The organism is Pseudotabrizicola sp. 4114 (assembly GCF_031457365.1).
In the GTDB taxonomy this organism is placed as follows: domain Bacteria; phylum Pseudomonadota; class Alphaproteobacteria; order Rhodobacterales; family Rhodobacteraceae; genus Pseudotabrizicola.
The window spans coordinates 331,852-351,460 of record NZ_JAVDWP010000001.1 but is presented as its reverse complement, the minus strand read 5'-3'; the positions used below and the strand labels follow the sequence as shown (position 1 = coordinate 351,460).

The window sequence follows — 19,609 nt, the reverse complement described above, 5'->3', positions numbered from 1 at the left end:
GGTCAAGGCTCACGCAGCAGCCTCAAGCCGCAGGATGCGCGAGGTCACCCGGTCGATGATGCCCGACAAGGTCTCGCCGCGGGCGCGTGCGGCAAAGGACAGCGCCATCCGGTGCGTCAGGACCGGGCGGCTCATCGCCGCCACATCGGCCACCGACGGTGCCAGCCGCCCGTCCAAGAGCGCCCGCGCCCGGACGGTCAGCATCAGCGCCTGCGCGGCACGGGGGCCGGGGCCCCAGCTCAGGCTGCCCTCCAGATCGCGGCCTTCGGCCTCACCGGGGCGGCAGGCGCGGACGAGGTCGAGGATCGCCTCCACCACCGCCTCCCCCACCGGCATCCGGCGGATAACCGACTGCGCCGCGATCAGTTCATCGGCGGTAAACACCTGCGTCGATTGCGCATCTTCGGCCCCGGTGGTGGCGATCAGAATGTCGCGCTCGGTCGCGCGGGTCGGATATTCGACATCGACCTGCACCAGAAAGCGGTCCAGCTGCGCCTCGGGCAGCGGATAGGTGCCTTCCTGTTCAATCGGGTTCTGGGTCGCCAGAACATGAAACGGTTGCCCCAGCTTGCGGTGCTGGCCCGCGATGGTGACTTCCTTTTCCTGCATCGCCTGCAACAACGCCGATTGGGTGCGCGGGCTGGCGCGGTTGATCTCATCCGCCATCAACAGCTGGCAAAAGATCGGCCCTTCGATGAAGCGGAACGCACGCGCGCCGCCCTCTGCCGTTTCCAGCACCTCGGAGCCCAGAATATCGGCGGGCATCAGATCGGGGGTGAACTGGATGCGGTTCGCCGACAGACCCATCACGGTGCCCAGCGTATCGACCAGCCGCGTCTTGCCCAGACCCGGCAGGCCCACCAGCAGCGCATGGCCGCCGCAGAGCATCGAGGCCAGCACCAGATCGACCACCTTTTCCTGCCCGATAAAGCGCTGATTGATCGAGGCCTTGGCCTGCCCCAGCCGGTCACCCAGACCTTCAATCGCTGCCACAAGATCGGCTTCGGGGGGGGAAATGGCCATGTCGATGCCTCCTTGGGGTTGGTTGCAGCCCATTAGAGCGAAGTATGGCGAAAGGCACAAATGGCAAAAGCGGATGAGAGACAAATGATCGTGAGAAGGAGGAGAGCGGCAAAAGAAACGCCGCTAGCGCCTGCACAGACGGCAGACGATAACCGAACACCCGAAGGTGGCATGCAGAGTGTCGATCAAGGAAAAGTGGCAGCCCGTAGGGCTTCCATTGGTATGTCTGCCAGCGTCTAGGACCGTCTAAAATACCCATTGTTTCTAATTGCTTGCCCCATTGTGTCGTCTGCCGCCGTCTTGTGTTGTCCACCTGTTTCTGCCAAATTTCTGTAGTAGGAATTGAGTAGGATAGCACATGGCACGGGGTTCCGATCTTCTGGACGACAAGACGGTGAAGGCCAAGACGAAGCCCGGTCACTACCGCGACGGCAGGGGGCTTTACCTGCAAGTGTCGGTTTGGGGCACGAAGTCTTGGGTCTTCCGCTACACCATCAACGGCAAAATGCGCGGCATGGGCCTTGGGTCGTATGAAGACGTTTCGTTGAAAGAAGCCCGCATTGAAGTTGATCGGCTACGGGTCGTCGTTCGGGAAGGGCGTGATCCTGTCGAAGAACGCCGCGCAAAGAAGGTCGTGCCCGACGCGCCAAAGGTCGTAACCTTTGCCGACGCGCTTGACGAATACATGAAGTCGGGTCGTATCGAAGACTTCCGCAGCGACAAGCACCGCAAGCAATGGCGGGCAAGCCTTGACCTTCATGCCGTGCCGAAGATTGGCGACAAGGATGTGGGCACCATCACGATTGACGACGTGAAGGAAGTTTTGAAGCCGATTTGGGCGACGAAGACCGACACGGCCCGCCGGGTTCGCGGTCGCATGGAAAGCGTGTTCGCATGGGCGATTGACGAAGGTTGCCGCGAAACAGACAACCCGGCTTCGCCGAAGACGCTTGAAGTCTGGATAGGGAACCAAAAGAAGGCCGAAGCGCAGAACCATCCTGCTATCCCGCAAGCCGACTTGCCCACATGGTTTGCCGATCTTCGCCAGCGTGAAGGCATGGCAGCGCGGGCGCTGGAATTTGTGACCCTTTGCGCGTCGCGGTCGGGCGAAGTTCGCGGCGCGACATGGGGCGAAATTGACCTTGCCGCGAAGATTTGGACAATCCCCGCCGTTCGCATGAAGATGAAAAAGCCGCATTCGGTGCCCTTGTCCGACGCCACGATTGCCGTCTTGAAGGCGCTTCCGACCTTCGAAGCCGATCACAACGACCCGAAGGCGCTTGTCTTCCCGGCCCCCCGTGGTGGCGAAATGTCAGACGCCACCATTTCCGCCGTTATGAAGCGCATGAACGAAGCCAAGGCGAAGAAGAACGGCAAGGGCTGGATTGACCCGCATGTTCTGACACAACCCGAAGACCCCGCCGAAACCCCGCAACCGCGCCCCGCCGTGCCGCATGGCCTTCGCAGCACCTTCAAGGATTGGGCGACCGAAGCGGGTATCGACAACATTCAATCCGAAATCGCCTTGGCGCATCGCGTCGGCAACGAAGTCGAACAGCGTTATCGCCGAACCGATCTTGTTGAACAGCGCCGGGCCATGATGGCGGCTTGGGCGGGCTTCTGTCGGGGCGAAGCGGTTGCCGCGAAGGTCGTTCAAATGCGGGCGGGGGTTGCGTGATGGCTGAATGGATAATGCCCCCGGAAGTTCCCGAAGACGTGCTGCATGGGGCGCACAACCCCGACAAAGGCGGAAGGCCGAAAGGCGCAACGGATAAGGCAAAGACGGGCAAACGAAACAGATCGCGTAAAACCCACAAATCTGCGGTCATTAGTAAAGCCGCAGAATGGCACGTTGCTACTGCCGAAGCGAACGTTGAAATCACTGTCGAAAAGTTCTTCGCCGAATACGCGCAAGGCATGACCGTATCGCGTCGCTACTTCAAATCGCAACTAACGTCGGAAATTTCGAAGCTTTCACAATAGCTTAACCGAAGACGTTTTTTGTTCGACTTTGCCGGGCATGTGCTGCCCAATCTATGGTGATCCTCAGAAACATATGAGGACTGCACCAATGAACACCCTTGCTAACACGACTGCCAGCCCGCAGCCCGATCATCCGAAAGGCGCAATGCAGATTGTGCCCAACGCCTTGCTTGGGGTGCCTGACTTGGGCAACGTCGCCCGTGCTTCACGCGCCACCATCTACGCTTGGATTGCAGCCGGGCTTATGACCCCGCCGATTAAGTTGGGGTCGAAGTCTTCGGCGTGGCCCGCGTTCGAAGTGAACGCCATTCTTGCCGCCCGTATCGCCGGAAAGTCTGACGACGAAATTCGCGCCTTGGTCATTCAACTGACTGCCGCCCGCAAGCATTGCGCGTAATGGCAGCCGGATAGGCTGCCGAAATAACAGCTAAGAGTTTGAAGCAAAAGGGGAAAAATTATGCCCGCGATTGCTATTAAGAACCTAATACAGAATGGCCCAAAAGATGCGACCGCAAAAGTTCGAACACATTCCCGACGAAATGAAGCCTTGGGCGCAATGGGTCATTTGGCGTTACGAAGTTCGCGACGGTAAACAGACTAAAGTTCCCTACTGCGCCCGAAGCAATCGCGGGGCTTCCGTTACTGACCCTTCGACATGGGCTACGTTCGCCGAAGTTTGCGCGGCATATGCGGCTGGCAACGGCGACGGTATCGGCTTCGTTCTGACCGAAAGCGACCCCTTCGCGTTTATCGACTTGGACGTTGAAGACGGGGAAGACCCGAGCGACGCGCAACAGTCGATCTTGGAACGCAGCCGGGGCTATGTCGAACGGTCGCCTTCGGGTCGCGGCGTTCACATCATCGGCAAAGGTCAGGTTCCGTCGGGTCGTCGTCGCGGCAAGGTCGAAGTCTATTCGTCCGAACGCTACATGACCATGACGGGCGATGTGTTCCGCCCCGGCCCTGTGGAGCCGCAACAAGACCTGTTTCAAGCCGTGTGGGCAAGCTTGGGTGATAGAGCCCCGCAGGCTTCGCAGGACGTGCCTGACGCCCCGCAAACCGCGTCTGACGAAGACGTTGACCAATGGGCAGCATCAGCCGTCAACGGCGACAAATACCGCGCCCTGCGGGCGGGGCAATGGCAGATCGACTATCCGTCGCAGTCGGAAGCCGATCAAGCTTTGGTCAATATCATCGCGTTTTACACGAAGAACAAAGCGCAGATTGCCCGCATGTTCCGAAGTTCAGCTTTGGGTCAACGCGATAAGGCGAAACGCGACGACTATATGAACGGCCTGATTGCGAAGGGCTTGGACCGCGAATTTGAAGCCGTCGATCATACCGCTCTTGTCGAAGCGGGGCGCGAAAAGCTTGCCGCGACGCAACCTGTTGACTTGTTTGGGCAGTTGCAACCGCCGACTGTGCCCACAGGTTTGCCGCCCGCGATTATCGAATGGTGGGCGAACGCAAAGGCCAAAGAACTTGGCTGCGACCCCGCCGGGTTGATCGTGTCGGCCTTGGTCACTTGTGCCGCCGCAATCCCTGACAGGCATATGGTCAAGGTCAAGCCGAATGGAAATTGGCTGGAAAGTCCCCGCGTGTGGGCAAAGCTTATCGGCCCGCCGTCGGCGAAGAAGACGCCGACCCTCAACGCCGCGACCGAACCTTTGAGCCGAATAGACGCCCGACTTGTTCGGGATTATCTGCGCCGCAAAGACGAATACGACGCGCTTTCCCCCGAAGAACGTAAGGCGAAAAAGCCGCCTGTAATGACCCGCCTTCGGATCGAAGACGCAACTATTGAAGCCATGCAGGAAGTTTTGGCCGACAGCCCGAACGGGGTTATGTCGAAACAAGACGAACTTAGCGGTTGGTTTGCGTCGCTTGAACGCTACGGCAACAGCGCAGGGGCCGACCGCGCCGCATGGCTGAAATCATATGACGGAGGCGAATATGTCGTTGATAGGATCAAACGCGGAACGCGGGTTGTGCCGAATTGGTCGGCCTGCATTCTTGGGGCTATTCAGCCCGAAGCTATCCGCAAAGTTGCGGCGAATACGGCTGACGACGGATTGTTGCAGCGTTTCTTGCCGATCATCCTTCGCCCGGCAACCGTAACTAGCGCCGAACCATCGCCACACGGTTTAGACGAATGGTATTCGAAGCTTGTTGAAGGCTGTCATAGCTTTGCGCTTGTCGCAAAGCCGTTTGAGTTCACGCCAGAGGCGCAGGCGGTGCAGCGCCGGACTGAAATTCGGCATAACGAACTTCAATCCATCGAAAGCGTTTCGCCGAAGCTGGCATCGCATATCGGAAAGTATGACGGCATCTTCGCCCGGCTTTGCGTCGTCTTTCATGTCGTTGACCATCTTGCGAATGGCTTGAACGGCAGCCCCGTTGATTTTCAACGGATAGCGAAAATTGAAGAAGACGTCGCCGTTCGCGTTTATCGCTTCATGCACGAATTTCTTCTGCCACATGCCGCCGCGTTTTATCAGAATATCCTTGGGCTTTCGTCGGATTGGGACAGGTTGCAGGACATTGCCGCCTATATCGTTGCCCACAAGTTGCAGGAAATCGACGCCCGCACTGTGCAGCGTGGCGACCGGGCTTTGCGCAGTTTGAAGAACGACGAAATCAAGCCAATGTTTGAACAGCTTGCCGCGTTGGGTTGGATCGAAAGCATTGAAGGCCCGCGCCGAAATTCGACAAAACACGTCGTAAACCCGCAAGTTCATGCACTTTTTGCAGAACGTGCAAACGCCGAAATGACCCGTCGCAACAAGGCGAAGGCTGAATTGCGGTCACTGTTCGGGAAAGGTGGCGACAGTGTGTGACAGATCACCCCGCCAAACCCCTATTTGTCGCCATTGTCCCTTGCGTGTGCGGAAGAACAGGGGGGTTCCCCTTTCTCTTATTAAAGGGACAGCCCGGACGGCTTACCCGCCCCACACACGCAAGGGACAGAGTGTGACAGTCGGCCTGCCCCGTGTGGGCACTACGGCAGCACCCACGGCTGCCAAACACCCTTACAAAACATAGCTGAAATGACGGTCGAAGAAACCTACTACATACCTACTAAGGAAATGCCGAAATGAAATCGAAAGCCAAGACCGTTGCGCAGCAACAGAAATACGCCGACTTTATCGAAGAAGCCAAGTTTGCCTCCGTCGTTGATGCCTTCGCAAAAGGACAGTCGCCGCTTGCCGTCATGTTCGCGCCTGATTGTGCTGTTGCCGACGAAATGGAAGACGCGGCAAACCTGACCATTCGCTTGATGCGCTGCGATATGGGCATCGCAATGCGCGGGTTTGTCGGCGAAGCGTCGAACCTTTTGTTCAAGCAGAAGGGCAAGCAATATGGGTCGAAGTTCCTGTTGTCAGCCGCCGAATACCTTATCGACAACTACCCGCTGCATTTCGACAACTTGGGCCATGTGCTGCGCCTTCGATGGCTGGCGCAACTAATGCAGGCAATCACCAATCGCGATTGTGAAGCCTTGGCAGGGCGCTACGCAAAGCATTTTCAGATCAACCCCGAAGACCCGACCGCGCCCTATGAACCCGGTTCACATCCCCATGCGCTGCGGGACAAGATTGTTGCCGTTCTGGCAGACCGACGGAAGGTTGCGAAATGAACGACCGTCTTCGCACCGCTTTCGCGAACCCGGCGCAGCTTACCGACCAAGACCTTGCCGATATGGCCGCAGCCATGAAGCGGGACGCTTCGACCGCAGCCAAGCGCCACAACCGCCTGCAAAACGCGGGCGGGTCGGATGATCGGGGCAAGGCCCGGAATGACGCCGAAAGGCAGCGCCGGGCCGACCTTCGCAAGCTGAAATTGGCATGGCTGTAGGGCGCAGAAACTTTCTTTTGTCCGGGTTTGTCTGCCGTTGTCTGACCCCAATTTGCCCCCTTGCCAGCCTGAAAACGACCGCCCTAAGTGACCCTTAACCCCGCCTTGCATGTCGAATTTGAACGGTATTTCGATGGAAAACCCCAAGCCTGTATGGCCTTCGCCCGTCACCCCCATACCCCCGGAAGCGAAGAAGCGTATTCAGCCCATTTCCAACGTAATTCACGTTCGGGAACATATGGTTCGCATCTTCAAAGAAGCCCGCCGGGGCGAATGCAAGGTCGAAGACGCCAGCCGCCTAATTCACATGCTGTCGTTGATCCAACGTTCTTTTGAAAGTTCGGATTTGGAAGAACGGCTTCGTAGCTTGGAAGGTGCCGCATGACCCGGAACCTTGCCGCCCGGATTGACCGCCTTGAAGCTGCGAAGCGCGTCGCGGTGAAAGTTCTTGGCGTGTCAGTGGATGGAACGCCGATGTGGCGCGAAGTTATGCGCGACGGGGTTCTTCACTGTTTGCCGCGTTATGAACACGACGAATGGGCCGAACGTTGCCGAACGCAACAAGCCGAACTTCAAGAACAGCTTCGCGGGTTTGCCGCCCTTCTTGGCGAAGACCCGCAAGCCGAAGCCCCGGCCATTGTGGGCAATGATCGCCTTGCGCCGCTTCCCGCTGGAAAGAAACGGCCCCGCTATCTGGAAATTCAAGGTCGCGAAATCGACGCTTTTAACCTCACAAGGAACTGAAAAAATGGCCCTAGTTAAGACCCCCCAAGCCCTGCAAACCATGCAATTCCTTTCGACCGACGCCGGGCGCAAGGCTATGATGGGCGATTTTACCATTTACGACGCCGCGCCTGCGACGAAGCTTGCGAAGCTGCACTATGCGGTTGGCGACGCCGTGAAGCGCGTTTCGGCGCTAGAATGGGACAAGACCCGTTCCGAACCGCAGCGCCACCAAGCCGGGCGCAAGATCGCCGAAGCGGTCGTTGCCGAAGTCAACAAGACCCGCGCCGAACTGAAAGCTTGGGCCGACCAAGAAACAGTCGTCGCAATGGCTGAAATCGACCGGGCGCTTGCCCCTTCGATTGATACCGCCGCGCAAGTCGTTCGTTCCGAAATCCGCGCGTTTGTGCTGTCGAAGAAGGGCGACCCGGATTTCATCGGCGAACTGCGGGGCTTGGTCGAAACCGACCTTCGGTTCGCGACTGCGATTTTCGAAGCACCGCCCGCGCTTTCCGGCATTTCGCCCGAACGCATGAACACCCTTCGCATGAACGCTGCCGTTGCCCATGCCCCCGAAGCGTCGGAACGGGTTCGCGTTGCATCTGAAATCGCTGGGCTTGACCGCAAGCTTGCCAGCGTCGCAATGGAAATCCCCCGCACGTTCTACAACCCCGGCGTTGAAGCTGGCATGGCGTCGCGGGTCGAAGTTGACGCCCCGCTTGCGACGGGCGAAGGCCAATGACCGCCGCCGCCGAAATCGCCGCATGGCTTGCCGCTTCGTCACGCGACCGCACGTCGCCGAAGGGTGATCGCATCCCCGTTGGGCCGTTCGGGGAATTGGTCACGGTCGGGCTTGACGACGTGCCGTCGGAAGCGCCTGCGGGCTGTCTGCCCCTGTTCACCCTGGCATCGGGCTATGTGCCCACATGGGCCGCGCCAGAGGGGCAGCCAAGGCTTGCAGACAGGGCGCAACACGTCGCTTGGCTTGCAGGGGCAGGACGGCCCGATTTCCCCGCTGTTGCCGTGCTGCGGGTCGCCACAGGGGCCACCATGCGCCAAGCCTGCACCGCTGCGGGTATCGACCCCGACGGCAATGTCATAGGCATTCAAGTTGCTTATTTCGCTAGGTCTTGAGACTCAATCAATCACAAAAGTTGGTCTTTAAATTTGTGATACAGCTTCCATGGTGCCAAGTGGGCTTTCCGGCACTTTTTCGTTGGAGCGCAAAGCTTTTGCCGATCCAATTACTATCACAGAGTTGCGGATCACGCCGAGCAAACTTCCTGTATCGGAAGTTCGGTCCATGCGCAGAGTTTGAAGCGCAGAAGTCTCGCGATAAACCAAAGTGGCATCGGTTGTGTCTCTGAAAGAAATCATAGCGTTTTCCATCCCTCGAAAATGCGTTGCTCTTCGATTTGCTCTTGTGGCCCTTGGGGTGTTTGAACAGGTCGCCTTGTGATGCTTCCTTGCGTCACAAATCCGTATGACCCGGAATCCACGCTCTCAACTATCCCGCGAACCAAAGAGTAGTTTGTAGTTTGGTTAGGAACTGCAACTGCCATCAGATCAAATGGCACACCTAACAGCATTTCTTCACTGTAACTTTTATGAATTGCTTTCAGCGTTTCATAAAAGTCCGTGCTAGGTTTTTCAATTGGCAGACCCAGCGCCAAAGCCTCTCGTCGGTTTATTGTATAATCGTGGCTACCTGAGTCTGCACACAAGAAGTCAATTATAGCCTGACGTTTTGCCAACTCTTGCACATGCTCGTTTAGCAATTTTTCGGCCAAAAATCGAATTTGAGTGCGTGACCGAAAGATTTCGCCCAATACTAACGGGTGAACCTTGTTGGACAGATCGTTAAGTATGCCGCCCAGCACTGACGGGTCATTGACGCCTAGGTCTTGTTTAGCGGCATCAATATAACCCCGAACTGCTTCAACGCTGACCGGGACACGTGCGAGTTGGTTTCCATTGGGCACCTGTGGCCCAAGTGGGTGAATTAAGCTGGGGTCGATTGGTCCGAGGGCCGCTTGCTTTGTCATGACAATACGGTGTGCTCCGAGCGAAATAAGTGTTCCAGCACTCATCGCTTTGTAAGGAATCAGCACCTCAAACTCGTCGCAAAATGTTTTTATTAGGTTAACAAGTCGCCACGCGGCGGCGGTGTTCCCGCCATTGGTATGCAATAAAAGCGAAATTCGCTTAGTTGGTCCTATGGCGTCAAGCGCATCGACAAACATGTCGATACAATCTGAGCCGATTTGGGTCTCTGCATTTGGTCGATCACCTGTGACGTAGGCCACTACCTTCGTATCGCGCTCCTGCTCTATCTTCTGATACATAGGCAAACGCGCTGCGAAATTCATGCCAACCTCACTTAATCTCTCTTTGGGTCAGCATTTCCACAACATGTTGTAGCCTGTCAACCTGCAAGACCAACGCTCGCAAGAAAACGTTGGTTTTCGAACCTTACGCAGTTGTTGGCGTTCCAGCGACCTTGGTGGGTGAGGCATCAAAGGCTACAAGTGGACGAGAGGAACACAGATGCGTGATCGCGCGCAACGCATTGGCAGGCCCAAGCGGCCCGCTCTTAGCCGTAGCAGATCTGTAGTAGGATTTTGGCACTTTGATATTTCGCAGCAAAATCAACAGCTTACAGAAGGAAGTGGCAGCCCGTAGGGGAGTCGAACCCCTCTTCCCAGGTTGAAAACCTGGTGTCCTAACCGATAGACGAACGGGCCACTGGCGGGGTCAATAGGGCAGCCGCCGCCAACGCGCAAGGGGAAAAGTGACGGCAAAGTCACGACTTTTGTTGCGGCAAAGCCGCGACTCTTGTTGCGGCTCTGCCGTCACTCTTGCTGCGGCTCAGCCGTCGATGCGTTTGCCCATGATCGCAATGGCCTGCTGATAGACCGTCGCTGCGTTCCACTGCTTGATCACGGCAAAGTTCGGCTCGCCCTCCTGATAGCCTGCGCCAGGGCGCCAGCCTTTTTGCCGCAGGAAATTCGCGGTTGAGGCCATGGCATCGGTCAGGTTGTTCAGATCGACCGTGCCGTCGCCATTGCCGTCCACCCCGTACATCAGCGCGTTGCCGGGCAGGAACTGGGTATGGCCCCATTCGCCATGCTTGGCCCCCACCGACCGCGCGGTGATCGAGCCTTCGTCCACCAGCTTCAGCGCGCCGATCAGATGCGGGCGGAAAAAGCCGCTGCGTCGGCAGTCATAGGTCAGCGTGGCAATGGCCGAGACGATGTTGGTATCGCCCATGTAGCCGCCAAAGGCGGTTTCCATGCCGTGAATCGCGATCAGCACACCGGCGGGCACGCCATAGCGCTGCTCCAGCGCGTCATACATTCCGGCATTCTTGGCCTTGCGCGATCGGCCCTGCTTGATGATCGTGTCGGCCCCGCGCACCTGCAGGAACTTGTCCAGCGAGTAGCGAAAGCTTTTCTGGTTACGGTCGGCCCCGATGGTGGCCTGCGAATAGGACGTGCCCATCAAGGCCGCGATCCCGCGCTCGCCGACGCCTTCGGCGCGGGCCTCGGCGGCCATCTCGGGCTTCCACGCCTCATACCGGCCCCCGGTATCAGAGCAGGACGCGGCCTGTGAGGCCGTGGCGGTAATCGCAAAACCAATGGCTAGAAAAAATGGCTTCAGGGCAGACATAAACGCACTCCGGCATGGATCATTGCGCGCCACTCTAAAGCGGCCCTGACGCGGATCAAGCGAATGCTGGCTCCGCCCCTGACCTTTGCTGTCAAGTTTGCGTCAGAACCCCTGCCCGATGCGGATCAGACCGCCGGTTTGGCTTTCTTGCCGGTGCTGCCCGCTTCGAGCGCGGCAATCCGCGCCTCAAGGGCTGCGTTTTCTTCACGCGCTTTGACCGCCATGGTGCGCACTGCGTCAAATTCCTCACGCGTGACGAAATCGCGGTCGGCCAGCCAACGGTCCATCAGACCCTTCATCGCGGTTTCCGCCTCGGTCTTGGCACCTTGCGCCACGCCCATGGCATTGGTCATCAACTGGCTGATGTCGTCGAGGATCTTGTTGCGGCTTTGCATGGGACTGGTCCTTGTTGCTCTGCAATCCTTATATGGCCCCGCAGACCCATGCCGCAAGTCAGTGCGGCACATTGACAAGTCGGCCCCACCTGCCGACAACCCCCCTGCCGACATATCGGACAACCGACAGCCGAGGTGCCATGTCTTACCTTCCGTTCCCGCAGATCTCGCCCGAGATCTTTGCCATCGACATCTTCGGCATGACCTTTGCCCTGCGCTGGTATGCGGTGGCCTATATCGTCGGGCTGATCGGCGGTTGGCGGCTGGCGCTCGATACGCTGCGCAGGCCCGCGCTGTGGTACGGCGCGCCGCCGATGAACGCCGATCAGGTGGAGCGGTTGCTGACCTGGGTGATCATCGGCGTCATTCTGGGCGGGCGCTTCGGCTTTGTGCTGTTCTACCAGCCGGGGTTCTATCTGCAGAACCCCGCCGCGATCCTCAAGGTGTGGGAGGGCGGCATGTCGTTCCACGGCGGCTTTCTGGGCGTGGTGGTGGCCGGCATCCTCTTTTGCCGGCGGGAGGGTATCCCGATGCTCAAGGCCGCCGACATCATGGCACTGGCCGCGCCGCTGGGCCTGTTTCTGGGCCGGGTGGCAAATTTCATCAATGCCGAGCTCTGGGGCCGCCCGACGACACTGCCTTGGGGCGTGGCCTTTCCCGGCGATGCGGCGCAGACCTGCCCCGGCGTGACCGGCATCTGCGCCCGCCACCCGAGCCAGCTCTATGAGGCGGCGCTGGAAGGTCTGCTGCTGGGCCTTGTGCTGGTGTGGCTGGCTTACCGGCGCGGCTGGCTGAAATGGCCGGGCGCGCTGACCGGGCTGTTCCTGACCGGCTATGGCGCGGCGCGCTTTGTGGTCGAATTCGTCCGCCAGCCCGATGCGCAGTTCATCACCGACGGCAATCCGCTGGGCCTTGCCCTGCACATCGGCGGCTATGGGCTGACCATGGGGCAGATCCTGTCACTGCCGATGATCGCGGTAGGGCTGTGGCTCCTGCTGCGCGCGCGGCCTGCATGACAGAGCTGGGCCGGATCATCGCGGCACGGATTGCGGCCACCGGCCCGATGACGCTGGCCGAGTATATGGCCGAATGCCTTTTGCACCCCGATCACGGCTATTACACCACCCGCCCCCCGTTTGGCGTGGCAGGCGATTTCACCACCGCCCCCGAAATCAGCCAGATGTTTGGCGAGCTGTTGGGCCTGTCGCTGGCGCAAAGCTGGCTGGATCAGGGCGCACCCGCGCCCTTTACGCTGGCCGAGCTTGGCCCCGGTCGCGGCACGCTGATGGCCGATGTCTTGCGCGCCACCCGGGCCGTGCCGGGCTTTCACGCGGGCGCGCAAGTGGTGCTGCTGGAGGCCTCGCCCGCCCTGCGCGCGCAGCAACGCAAGCGGCTGGAGCCGCATGCCATCACCCACGCAGGTCAAATCGACGATCTGCCCGAACAGCCGCTGTTTCTGGTGGCGAATGAGTTTTTCGACGCCCTGCCGATCCACCAGTTCCAGTTTGACGGAACCGTGTGGCGCGAGCGGCTGGTCGGGGTGCAGGACGGGCGCTTGGCCTTTGGCCTGTCCGACCCGATCCACCAGACCCTTGATATCCCCGCCTTCAACGATCCGGTGCCGGGTCGGGTGGTCGAGGTCTGCCCGGCCGCCCGCCCCTATGCCGAGACCATCGGCACCCGCATCCGGGACCATGGGGGTGCTGCCCTGATCGTCGATTACGGCGGCTGGCGGTCCACGGGCGATACGTTTCAGGCCCTGCGCGCCCACGCCTTTGCCGACCCGCTGGCCGAGCCGGGCATGGCCGATCTGACCGCCCATGTCGATTTTGAGGCGCTGGCGCGGATGTGTGGCCTGCCGCATGTCTTTACCAAACAGGGCCTGTTCCTGTCCCGCCTTGGGGTCGACGCGCGGGCGGCGCGGCTTGCCCAATCCTTGACCGGGCCAGCCCTGCAATCGCACCTTGCAGCGCATCGGCGCTTGACCCACCCCGAAGAAATGGGTTCGTTGTTCAAAGTGCTTGGGCTTTTCCGCCCCGGCACAGCCCCACCACCCGGATTTGCCTGACACCATGCTCGACATCATCACCTCAGACGCGCTGCCGGTTCGCCACGGGTTCTTTACCCGCAAGGGCGGGGCGTCTTCGGGCATTTTTGCCGGGCTGAACTGTGGGGCTGGGTCGACCGATCTGTCGGATGCGGTCGCGATCAACCGCGCCCGCGTGGCCGCCGCGATGCAGGTGCCGCTGGATCACCTGATCGGTGTGCATCAGGTGCATTCGGCGCAGGTGATTGCGGCCACTGGCCCCCTGCCGGTGCGCCCGCATGCCGATGCGCTGGTGACCGCCACCCCCGGCGTGGCCCTGTCGGTGCTGAGCGCCGATTGCCAGCCGGTGCTGTTCGCCGATGCAAAGGCGGGCGTGATCGGCGCCGCCCATGCCGGATGGCGCGGCGCATTCAATGGCGTGCTGGAGGCGACGCTGGACGCGATGGAGACGCTGGGGGCAGACCGCGCCGACATCGCCGCCGTCATCGGCCCCTGCATCAGCCAGCGCGCCTATGAGGTGGGACCGGAGTTTTTTGAGACCTTTACCGATGAAGACCCGGCCAACAGCCGCTTTTTTGTCAATGGCACCGGCGACCGGATGCTGTTTGACCTGCCCGGCTTTGGCCTGCACCGGCTGCGCACGGCAGGCGTGGGCCATGCCGAATGGACCCGGCACTGCACCTATCACGACGCCGACCGTTTCTTTTCCTTTCGCCGTACCACCCATGCGGGCGAGGCCGATTATGGCCGCCTGATCTCGGTGATCCGGCTCTAGCGGCACTCCGTCCGCGATCTGCGGCAGGATTGCGGCAAAACTGGCGGCGCAGTCCGGAAACAATCCCGCAGATTTCGCCGCGATTGTTTCCGCGCCCCCTTGTTTTACGGGTGATCCGCGCGGCACTCCGCCTGCCACATTTGCCAGCCGCCCCACCCAGCCTGACCACAATCTTTCACATTTGCCGCCCCTTGGCTGCCCCAAAGACCCGTCAGATTTGTCTCAAGGTCGAAAGAGACAGAACAAGGGACACCGGATCATGAAAAAAGAACGCCGCTGGCTGAAATCCGCAATCACCGCCAGTTTTGAACAGCAAGTCTCGCTGCCATGGGCCCGCGCGTCCCGCCGCAAGCCCGAGGCCCTGAAAGCCACCCCGGCCAAACCGCAGGCCATCGCCGCCCGCTGACCGACCCACTTACCGAATCAATTTCGATACAAAACGGGCCGTGCACTGCACGGCCCGTTTTGCTTTTGACCCGCAACCAACACGGTCCGGCCATAATTGGCCGATTTGCGGTGCCAGCGCCGCAACAATACGGCCGCCCGGCCCGGTTTGGTCGCAAATGGCCGTCAATTGCGAAAACCCTTTGACCATGCGCCCGATTCTTGCCATTATCTCCTCATCACGGTCTACCACCTGCTTGGTGGTCTGGCCGACGGTGTAAGACCCACGCGAAGAAACGGGGGCAGCGTCGGACAGCAGGATTGTTGCTTTGGCAAAAGCGGTCCCGGTGCTCCTCTGGCACATTAACGGGACCGTTTTTTGCTTTTGCAGCCCTCTGATACAACCCTCTGATTCCTGTGTCAGGCCGCCACAGCGCGCGTCAAACGGCTCAGGCCGTCTTGGCCAGCCGCGCCTCCAGCACATCAAACGGCACACCGGGGTCATCCTTGGCGCAGCGGATCACCAGCGAGGTTTTCACATTGGCCACATTCTCGGCCTTGAGCAGGTCGCCGGTCAGAAAGCTCTGGAACGACGACAGATCCGGCGCCACGCATTTCAGAATGAAATCAATCTCGCCGTTCAGCATGTGGCACTCACGCACCAAGGGCCATGCCCGGCAGCGCGCCTCGAATGTCGCCAGATCGGCCTCGGCCTGGCTTTGCAGCCGCACCATGGCAAACACCTGCACCTCGAACCCCAGCTCGCGCGCGTCGATGTCGGCGTGATAGCCCTTGATATAGCCCGCCTCTTCCAGCGTCCGCACCCGGCGCAGACAGGGCGGTGCCGAAATGCCCACACGCTTGGCCAGTTCCACATTTGTCATCCGCCCGTCAGCCTGCAATTCAGCCAGAATCTGACGGTCGATCGGATCAAGCTTTGACGCGGCCATGGGGAACTCCTTTTGCGCTTATCTAGGCCCGCCTCCGCTGTCGCGCAACAATGTTTCACCAACGCGCAGGATTATTTCACAAATCCATCCGCCAGCCACATATATCCATCCGCCAATCACATAATACTGCAACGCTGCTGCCCGTCACGGGGGGTTTCCGCCCTGCCCGCAACCGCCTATATCAAAGCCGCACGGCAAATGATGAGGGCACCATGGGCAACACTCGGCATACACGCGTTCTGATCATCGGCTCCGGCCCGGCAGGATACACGGCGGCGGTCTATTCCGCCCGTGCCATGCTCAACCCCATTCTGGTGCAGGGTCTGCAACCCGGCGGCCAGCTGACCATCACGACCGAGGTCGAGAACTGGCCCGGCGATACCCATGTGCAGGGCCCCGATCTGATGGTGCGGATGCAGGATCATGCGCAGGCTATGGGCGCCGAGATCATCAGTGACTACATCACATCGCTCGACCTGTCGCAGCGCCCCTTTGTCGCCAGCGCCGATTCCGGCACCACCTATACCGCCGATGCGGTGATCCTTGCGACCGGCGCACAAGCCAAATGGCTGGGCCTGCCGTCGGAAGAAAAGTTCAAGGGCTTTGGCGTCTCGGCCTGCGCCACCTGCGACGGGTTCTTTTACCGGGGCAAAGAGGTGGTGGTGATCGGTGGCGGCAATACAGCGGTCGAGGAAGCCCTGTTTCTGACCAACTTTGCCACCAAGGTCACGCTGATCCACCGCCGCGACAGCCTTCGCGCCGAAAAGATCATGCAGGACCGGCTGTTCAAGCACCCCAAGATCGAAATGCTGTGGAACTCCGAAGTCACCGAGATTCTCGGTGATGAAGCCCCCCTGTCGGTCACCGCCGTCCGCACCCGCAATCTGCTGACGGGTGAGATCAAAGACGTGCCCTGCCACGGCTTTTTTGTCGCCATCGGCCATGCCCCGGCGTCAGAACTGGTCAAGGATCAGCTGGATCTGCATTCGGGCGGCTATGTCACCGTTGAGCCCGGCACCACCCGCACTACCATTCCCGGTGTGTTTGCGGCGGGCGACCTGACCGATCATATCTACCGTCAGGCCGTCACCAGCGCCGGCATGGGCTGCATGGCGGCGCTGGATGCCGAACGTTTCATCGCGGCGCAAGACTCCGTCCTGAAAGCCGCAGAGTAACGCCCTCACCACCAGCGCGCCCGATCAAAATCGGGTGCGCGACCGCTCACGCGAGGGCAATTCGCCGCCGTGATCCAGCGCGCCCGATGGCGCGATATTGCGGGCGGTGTCCGCCATCGCACCCTTGCCGGGGTCAGCCTCCGGGTCTTGCGGGTGCAGCGGGCTGCCGTCTTCCAGCATCGCACTGGCCTCTGCCCCCGCCTGCTTCATCTCCATCGCGCGCTCCGCCAGCTCCCGCTGGCTCGGGGCGGCGGAGTCAGCCCCTTGATCTGGCCCATCCTGCCCGGAACGGCGCTGCCGTTCCTGCGTGACCAGATCCAGCGCAAGACCCAGCACCCGGGCCTTGCCCTCAGTCCCCGCGTTCTGGCTCGCCGGTGTCACGCCCGACGGATCGGCCTTGCCCCGCGCCTCGCGGCGCTGCCGGTTGGCCAGATCGCGCGCCCGGTCACGCCGGTCGCGCAACCGTTGCAGCGTGTCATTCAGCTCGGTCTGGCCGATCTGATCCAGATCGCCGCGATGGGCGGTTTCAACCAGCTTGGCCTCTTCCTGATCCAGCAGACGCAGATCATCCGCCGTGAATCTGGGGGTGTCTTGTGCGGTCATCTTGCGTCTCCTTCTGAAATCCATGGTGTCAGAAAGAACGCACAACCACCCCGCCGGTTCCCCCCGGCAAAACCACGGCCCCTCGCGCAGTTGACGCAGCGCCACCGCCCTCAGCGCTGAAAGAAATCTCACACCCTGCACGCTTGCGCGGAAACACTCCCGCTTTGCGACCTTGATGCAGCATTTCCGCCCTTGTTTGCACCGTCATTGCCTGTTTCACTTGAATTTTGCCGCAAGGGCAGGCTACAGCCCCACGCGAAAGACGAGGGTGATCCCTTGCCCGGCAGTGCATTTGAAAGGCCAGTATACGATGTCGCTTCCCCAGCTCGCTCCGGTTCCGGAGCTTTATGTCTCATATGATTCTGCCCAAAAGCTGAAAGCCGAGGCGGGCAATCTGCCGTCCTGGGATATGACCCCGCGTCAGATCTGCGATCTGGAACTCTTGATGAACGGCGGCTTCAACCCGCTCAAGGGCTTTATGTCCGAAGCCGATTATGACGGCGTGGTAGAAAACATGCGCACGGCAAGCGGCGCGCTGTTCCCGATCCCGATCACGCTGGACGTAAACGAGAAATTTGCCGAAGGCATCGAGCCGGGGCAGGATATCGCGCTGCGCGATCAGGAGGGTGTGATCCTTGCCATCCTGTCGGTCACCGACAAATGGGTGCCGAACAAGGCGCTGGAGGCGGAAAAGGTGTTTGGCGCCGACGATCTGGCCCACCCGGCGGTGAACTACCTGCACAATCAGGCGGGCAAGATCTATCTGGGCGGCCCGGTCACCGGCATCCAGCAGCCGGTTCATTACGATTTCAAAGGCCGCCGCGACACGCCCAATGAACTCCGCGCCTTCTTCCGCAAGATGGGCTGGAGCAAGGTCGTCGCCTTCCAGACCCGCAACCCGCTGCACCGCGCGCATCAGGAACTGACCTTCCGCGCCGCGCGCGAAGCACAGGCCAACCTGCTGATCCACCCGGTTGTCGGCATGACCAAGCCAGGCGATGTTGACCATTTCACCCGGGTGCGCTGCTACGAGGCAGTGCTGGACAAATACCCGCAATCCACCACCACCATGTCGTTGCTCAATCTGGCGATGCGCATGGCCGGCCCGCGTGAGGCGGTGTGGCACGGCATCATCCGCAAGAACCACGGCTGCACCCATTTCATCGTCGGGCGCGACCATGCCGGACCGGGCAAGAACTCAGCCGGTCAGGATTTCTACGGCCCCTATGACGCGCAGACCCTGTTCGCGCAGCATGCCGAGGAAATCGGCATCGAGATGGTCGATTTCAAGCACATGGTCTATGTGCAGGAAAAGGCACAGTATTACCCCGCAAACGAAGTGCCTGAAGGCACGACCGTTCTGGATATCTCGGGCACCGAACTGCGCCGCCGTCTGCGCGAGGGCATCGACATCCCCGAATGGTTCAGCTTCCCCGAAGTCGTCACCGAATTGCGCCGCACCTCGCCGCCGCGCGCCAAGCAGGGCTTTACCGTGTTCTTCACCGGCCTGTCCGGTTCGGGCAAATCGACCATCGCCAATGCGCTCATGGTCAAGCTGATGGAAATGGGCGGTCGCCCGGTCACGCTTCTGGATGGCGATGTGGTGCGCAAACACCTGTCGTCCGAACTGGGGTTCTCGAAAGAGCATCGTGACATCAACATCAAGCGCATCGGCTATGTGGCGTCAGAGATCACCAAGAACGGCGGCATCGCGATCTGCGCGCCGATCGCGCCCTATACCTCGACCCGTCGCGCCGTGCGCGAGATGATCGAGGCGTTTGGCGCCTTTATCGAGGTGCATGTCGCGACCAGCATCGAGGAATGCGAAAAACGCGACCGCAAGGGCCTGTACAAACTGGCGCGCGAAGGCAAGATCAAGGAATTCACCGGCATCTCCGACCCGTACGAGGCCCCGACCAAGGCCGAACTGGTGGTCGACACCCAGGATGTCGATGTCGACCATTGCGCGCATCAGGTGATCCTGAAGCTGGAATCGATGGGCCTGATCCGGGGCTGATCCGCACTTC

24 protein-coding genes and 1 tRNA gene are annotated in these 19,609 nt (G+C 60.2%); 16 read left to right on the top strand and 9 right to left on the bottom strand.

All coding sequences use genetic code 11. The features are described 5' to 3' along the window. Nucleotides 1-9 precede the first annotated feature (9 nt). Complete coding sequence (locus J2X53_RS01760) at nt 10-1,023, bottom strand: MoxR family ATPase (RefSeq protein ID WP_349035762.1); 1,014 nt, start codon at nt 1,021-1,023, stop codon at nt 10-12. Nucleotides 1,024-1,381: 358 nt separating this feature from the next. On the opposite strand from J2X53_RS01760, the gene J2X53_RS01755 reads away from it, so the two are divergent. The 10 genes from J2X53_RS01755 (at nt 1,382) to J2X53_RS01710 (ending at nt 8,718) form a co-directional block, all read left to right on the top strand. Beyond that, nucleotides 1,382-2,701: an integrase arm-type DNA-binding domain-containing protein gene (locus J2X53_RS01755; RefSeq protein WP_349035761.1), complete on the top strand. Its 1,320-nt coding sequence runs from the start codon at nt 1,382-1,384 to the stop codon at nt 2,699-2,701. Further along, a complete protein-coding gene (locus J2X53_RS01750; RefSeq protein WP_349035760.1) occupies nt 2,701-3,006 on the top strand; it encodes a hypothetical protein in 306 nt (101 codons plus the stop codon). Before J2X53_RS01755 ends, J2X53_RS01750 begins: the two co-directional genes overlap by 1 nt. Nucleotides 3,007-3,094: 88 nt before the next feature. Beyond that, nucleotides 3,095-3,403, top strand: a complete 309-nt coding sequence (locus J2X53_RS01745) for a hypothetical protein (protein ID WP_349035759.1) — start codon at nt 3,095-3,097, stop codon at nt 3,401-3,403. Between the two features lie 94 nt (nt 3,404-3,497). After that, nucleotides 3,498-5,843, top strand: a complete 2,346-nt coding sequence (locus J2X53_RS01740) for a DUF3987 domain-containing protein (RefSeq protein WP_349035758.1) — start codon at nt 3,498-3,500, stop codon at nt 5,841-5,843. Between the two features lie 257 nt (nt 5,844-6,100). After that, entirely contained in the window at nt 6,101-6,643 is a 543-nt protein-coding gene (locus tag J2X53_RS01735; protein ID WP_349035757.1) for a hypothetical protein, read from the top strand. Further along, nucleotides 6,640-6,861 carry a hypothetical protein gene (locus J2X53_RS01730; protein WP_349035756.1) on the top strand — a complete coding sequence of 74 codons (222 nt, stop codon included), beginning with the start codon at nt 6,640-6,642 and terminating at the stop codon, nt 6,859-6,861. The genes J2X53_RS01735 and J2X53_RS01730 overlap by 4 nt, the downstream gene beginning before the upstream one ends. Before the next feature lie 133 nt (nt 6,862-6,994). Continuing rightward, nucleotides 6,995-7,246 carry a hypothetical protein gene (locus J2X53_RS01725; RefSeq protein ID WP_349035755.1) on the top strand — a complete coding sequence of 84 codons (252 nt, stop codon included), beginning with the start codon at nt 6,995-6,997 and terminating at the stop codon, nt 7,244-7,246. Further along, nucleotides 7,243-7,605 (top strand): hypothetical protein, encoded by a 363-nt coding sequence (locus tag J2X53_RS01720; RefSeq protein WP_349035754.1) that lies wholly within the window; start codon nt 7,243-7,245, stop codon nt 7,603-7,605. Before J2X53_RS01725 ends, J2X53_RS01720 begins: the two co-directional genes overlap by 4 nt. Further along, the gene (locus tag J2X53_RS01715) at nt 7,508-8,326 is read left to right on the top strand and encodes a hypothetical protein (RefSeq protein WP_349035753.1); all 819 of its coding nucleotides are present in this window, start codon (nt 7,508-7,510) and stop codon (nt 8,324-8,326) included. Before J2X53_RS01720 ends, J2X53_RS01715 begins: the two co-directional genes overlap by 98 nt. After that, entirely contained in the window at nt 8,323-8,718 is a 396-nt protein-coding gene (locus J2X53_RS01710) for a hypothetical protein (RefSeq protein WP_349035752.1), read from the top strand. Before J2X53_RS01715 ends, J2X53_RS01710 begins: the two co-directional genes overlap by 4 nt. Nucleotides 8,719-8,745: 27 nt before the next feature. Here J2X53_RS01710 and J2X53_RS01705 read toward each other — a convergent pair whose 3' ends face one another. The 5 genes from J2X53_RS01705 to J2X53_RS01685 all read right to left on the bottom strand — a co-directional run bounded on the left by J2X53_RS01705 (nt 8,746) and on the right by J2X53_RS01685 (nt 11,648). Further along, complete coding sequence (locus J2X53_RS01705) at nt 8,746-8,961, bottom strand: hypothetical protein (RefSeq protein ID WP_349035751.1); 216 nt, start codon at nt 8,959-8,961, stop codon at nt 8,746-8,748. Beyond that, nucleotides 8,958-9,953, bottom strand: a complete 996-nt coding sequence (locus J2X53_RS01700; RefSeq protein WP_349035750.1) for a hypothetical protein — start codon at nt 9,951-9,953, stop codon at nt 8,958-8,960. The genes J2X53_RS01705 and J2X53_RS01700 overlap by 4 nt, the downstream gene beginning before the upstream one ends. Nucleotides 9,954-10,253: 300 nt before the next feature. Then, nucleotides 10,254-10,328 (bottom strand) — tRNA-Glu (locus J2X53_RS01695). A 124-nt stretch (nt 10,329-10,452) separates the two neighbouring features. Further along, entirely contained in the window at nt 10,453-11,253 is an 801-nt protein-coding gene (locus tag J2X53_RS01690) for a lytic transglycosylase domain-containing protein (protein ID WP_349035749.1), read from the bottom strand. A gap of 125 nt (nt 11,254-11,378) precedes the next feature. Then, a complete protein-coding gene (locus tag J2X53_RS01685) occupies nt 11,379-11,648 on the bottom strand; it encodes an accessory factor UbiK family protein (protein WP_349035748.1) in 270 nt (89 codons plus the stop codon). Nucleotides 11,649-11,788: 140 nt separating this feature from the next. Between J2X53_RS01685 and lgt the strand changes: the two genes are divergently transcribed. The 4 genes from lgt to J2X53_RS01665 all read left to right on the top strand — a co-directional run bounded on the left by lgt (nt 11,789) and on the right by J2X53_RS01665 (nt 14,876). Next, nucleotides 11,789-12,664 carry a prolipoprotein diacylglyceryl transferase gene (gene lgt / locus J2X53_RS01680; RefSeq protein WP_349035747.1) on the top strand — a complete coding sequence of 292 codons (876 nt, stop codon included), beginning with the start codon at nt 11,789-11,791 and terminating at the stop codon, nt 12,662-12,664. Further along, nucleotides 12,661-13,716 (top strand): SAM-dependent methyltransferase, encoded by a 1,056-nt coding sequence (locus J2X53_RS01675; protein ID WP_349035746.1) that lies wholly within the window; start codon nt 12,661-12,663, stop codon nt 13,714-13,716. Before lgt ends, J2X53_RS01675 begins: the two co-directional genes overlap by 4 nt. A gap of 4 nt (nt 13,717-13,720) precedes the next feature. Continuing rightward, nucleotides 13,721-14,470: a peptidoglycan editing factor PgeF gene (gene pgeF, locus J2X53_RS01670; protein ID WP_349035745.1), complete on the top strand. Its 750-nt coding sequence runs from the start codon at nt 13,721-13,723 to the stop codon at nt 14,468-14,470. A 259-nt stretch (nt 14,471-14,729) separates the two neighbouring features. Continuing rightward, entirely contained in the window at nt 14,730-14,876 is a 147-nt protein-coding gene (locus tag J2X53_RS01665) for a hypothetical protein (RefSeq protein ID WP_349035744.1), read from the top strand. A gap of 9 nt (nt 14,877-14,885) precedes the next feature. Here the strand turns inward: J2X53_RS01665 and J2X53_RS01660 are convergent, their stop codons facing one another. Together J2X53_RS01660 and J2X53_RS01655 are read right to left on the bottom strand one after the other, a co-directional pair. Beyond that, nucleotides 14,886-15,218 carry a hypothetical protein gene (locus J2X53_RS01660; RefSeq protein WP_349035743.1) on the bottom strand — a complete coding sequence of 111 codons (333 nt, stop codon included), beginning with the start codon at nt 15,216-15,218 and terminating at the stop codon, nt 14,886-14,888. A gap of 85 nt (nt 15,219-15,303) precedes the next feature. Then, nucleotides 15,304-15,804: an Lrp/AsnC family transcriptional regulator gene (locus J2X53_RS01655; protein ID WP_349035742.1), complete on the bottom strand. Its 501-nt coding sequence runs from the start codon at nt 15,802-15,804 to the stop codon at nt 15,304-15,306. A 212-nt stretch (nt 15,805-16,016) separates the two neighbouring features. Here J2X53_RS01655 and trxB point away from each other — a divergent pair, with 212 nt between their 5' ends. After that, complete coding sequence (trxB, locus tag J2X53_RS01650) at nt 16,017-16,979, top strand: thioredoxin-disulfide reductase (RefSeq protein ID WP_349035741.1); 963 nt, start codon at nt 16,017-16,019, stop codon at nt 16,977-16,979. Between the two features lie 24 nt (nt 16,980-17,003). Here trxB and J2X53_RS01645 read toward each other — a convergent pair whose 3' ends face one another. Continuing rightward, entirely contained in the window at nt 17,004-17,582 is a 579-nt protein-coding gene (locus J2X53_RS01645) for a hypothetical protein (protein WP_349035740.1), read from the bottom strand. Between the two features lie 310 nt (nt 17,583-17,892). On the opposite strand from J2X53_RS01645, the gene J2X53_RS01640 reads away from it, so the two are divergent. Further along, nucleotides 17,893-19,599, top strand: a complete 1,707-nt coding sequence (locus tag J2X53_RS01640) for a bifunctional sulfate adenylyltransferase/adenylylsulfate kinase (protein ID WP_349035739.1) — start codon at nt 17,893-17,895, stop codon at nt 19,597-19,599. Nucleotides 19,600-19,609 lie beyond the last annotated feature (10 nt).

Excerpts from the sequence above, each read along its gene's own strand:
- J2X53_RS01760 (WP_349035762.1), bottom strand. The coding sequence starts at position 1,023 with ATGGCCATTTCCCCCCCCGAAGCCGATCTTGTGGCAGCGATTGAAGGT.
- J2X53_RS01755 (WP_349035761.1), top strand. The coding sequence starts at position 1,382 with ATGGCACGGGGTTCCGATCTTCTGGACGACAAGACGGTGAAGGCCAAG.
- J2X53_RS01750 (WP_349035760.1), top strand. The coding sequence starts at position 2,701 with ATGGCTGAATGGATAATGCCCCCGGAAGTTCCCGAAGACGTGCTGCAT.
- J2X53_RS01745 (WP_349035759.1), top strand. The coding sequence starts at position 3,095 with ATGAACACCCTTGCTAACACGACTGCCAGCCCGCAGCCCGATCATCCG.
- J2X53_RS01740 (WP_349035758.1), top strand. The coding sequence starts at position 3,498 with ATGGCCCAAAAGATGCGACCGCAAAAGTTCGAACACATTCCCGACGAA.
- J2X53_RS01735 (WP_349035757.1), top strand. The coding sequence starts at position 6,101 with ATGAAATCGAAAGCCAAGACCGTTGCGCAGCAACAGAAATACGCCGAC.
- J2X53_RS01730 (WP_349035756.1), top strand. The coding sequence starts at position 6,640 with ATGAACGACCGTCTTCGCACCGCTTTCGCGAACCCGGCGCAGCTTACC.
- J2X53_RS01725 (WP_349035755.1), top strand. The coding sequence starts at position 6,995 with ATGGAAAACCCCAAGCCTGTATGGCCTTCGCCCGTCACCCCCATACCC.
- J2X53_RS01720 (WP_349035754.1), top strand. The coding sequence starts at position 7,243 with ATGACCCGGAACCTTGCCGCCCGGATTGACCGCCTTGAAGCTGCGAAG.
- J2X53_RS01715 (WP_349035753.1), top strand. The coding sequence starts at position 7,508 with ATGATCGCCTTGCGCCGCTTCCCGCTGGAAAGAAACGGCCCCGCTATC.
- J2X53_RS01710 (WP_349035752.1), top strand. The coding sequence starts at position 8,323 with ATGACCGCCGCCGCCGAAATCGCCGCATGGCTTGCCGCTTCGTCACGC.
- J2X53_RS01705 (WP_349035751.1), bottom strand. The coding sequence starts at position 8,961 with ATGATTTCTTTCAGAGACACAACCGATGCCACTTTGGTTTATCGCGAG.
- J2X53_RS01700 (WP_349035750.1), bottom strand. The coding sequence starts at position 9,953 with ATGAATTTCGCAGCGCGTTTGCCTATGTATCAGAAGATAGAGCAGGAG.
- J2X53_RS01690 (WP_349035749.1), bottom strand. The coding sequence starts at position 11,253 with ATGTCTGCCCTGAAGCCATTTTTTCTAGCCATTGGTTTTGCGATTACC.
- J2X53_RS01685 (WP_349035748.1), bottom strand. The coding sequence starts at position 11,648 with ATGCAAAGCCGCAACAAGATCCTCGACGACATCAGCCAGTTGATGACC.
- lgt (WP_349035747.1), top strand. The coding sequence starts at position 11,789 with ATGTCTTACCTTCCGTTCCCGCAGATCTCGCCCGAGATCTTTGCCATC.
- J2X53_RS01675 (WP_349035746.1), top strand. The coding sequence starts at position 12,661 with ATGACAGAGCTGGGCCGGATCATCGCGGCACGGATTGCGGCCACCGGC.
- pgeF (WP_349035745.1), top strand. The coding sequence starts at position 13,721 with ATGCTCGACATCATCACCTCAGACGCGCTGCCGGTTCGCCACGGGTTC.
- J2X53_RS01665 (WP_349035744.1), top strand. The coding sequence starts at position 14,730 with ATGAAAAAAGAACGCCGCTGGCTGAAATCCGCAATCACCGCCAGTTTT.
- J2X53_RS01660 (WP_349035743.1), bottom strand. The coding sequence starts at position 15,218 with ATGTGCCAGAGGAGCACCGGGACCGCTTTTGCCAAAGCAACAATCCTG.
- J2X53_RS01655 (WP_349035742.1), bottom strand. The coding sequence starts at position 15,804 with ATGGCCGCGTCAAAGCTTGATCCGATCGACCGTCAGATTCTGGCTGAA.
- trxB (WP_349035741.1), top strand. The coding sequence starts at position 16,017 with ATGGGCAACACTCGGCATACACGCGTTCTGATCATCGGCTCCGGCCCG.
- J2X53_RS01645 (WP_349035740.1), bottom strand. The coding sequence starts at position 17,582 with ATGACCGCACAAGACACCCCCAGATTCACGGCGGATGATCTGCGTCTG.
- J2X53_RS01640 (WP_349035739.1), top strand. The coding sequence starts at position 17,893 with ATGTCGCTTCCCCAGCTCGCTCCGGTTCCGGAGCTTTATGTCTCATAT.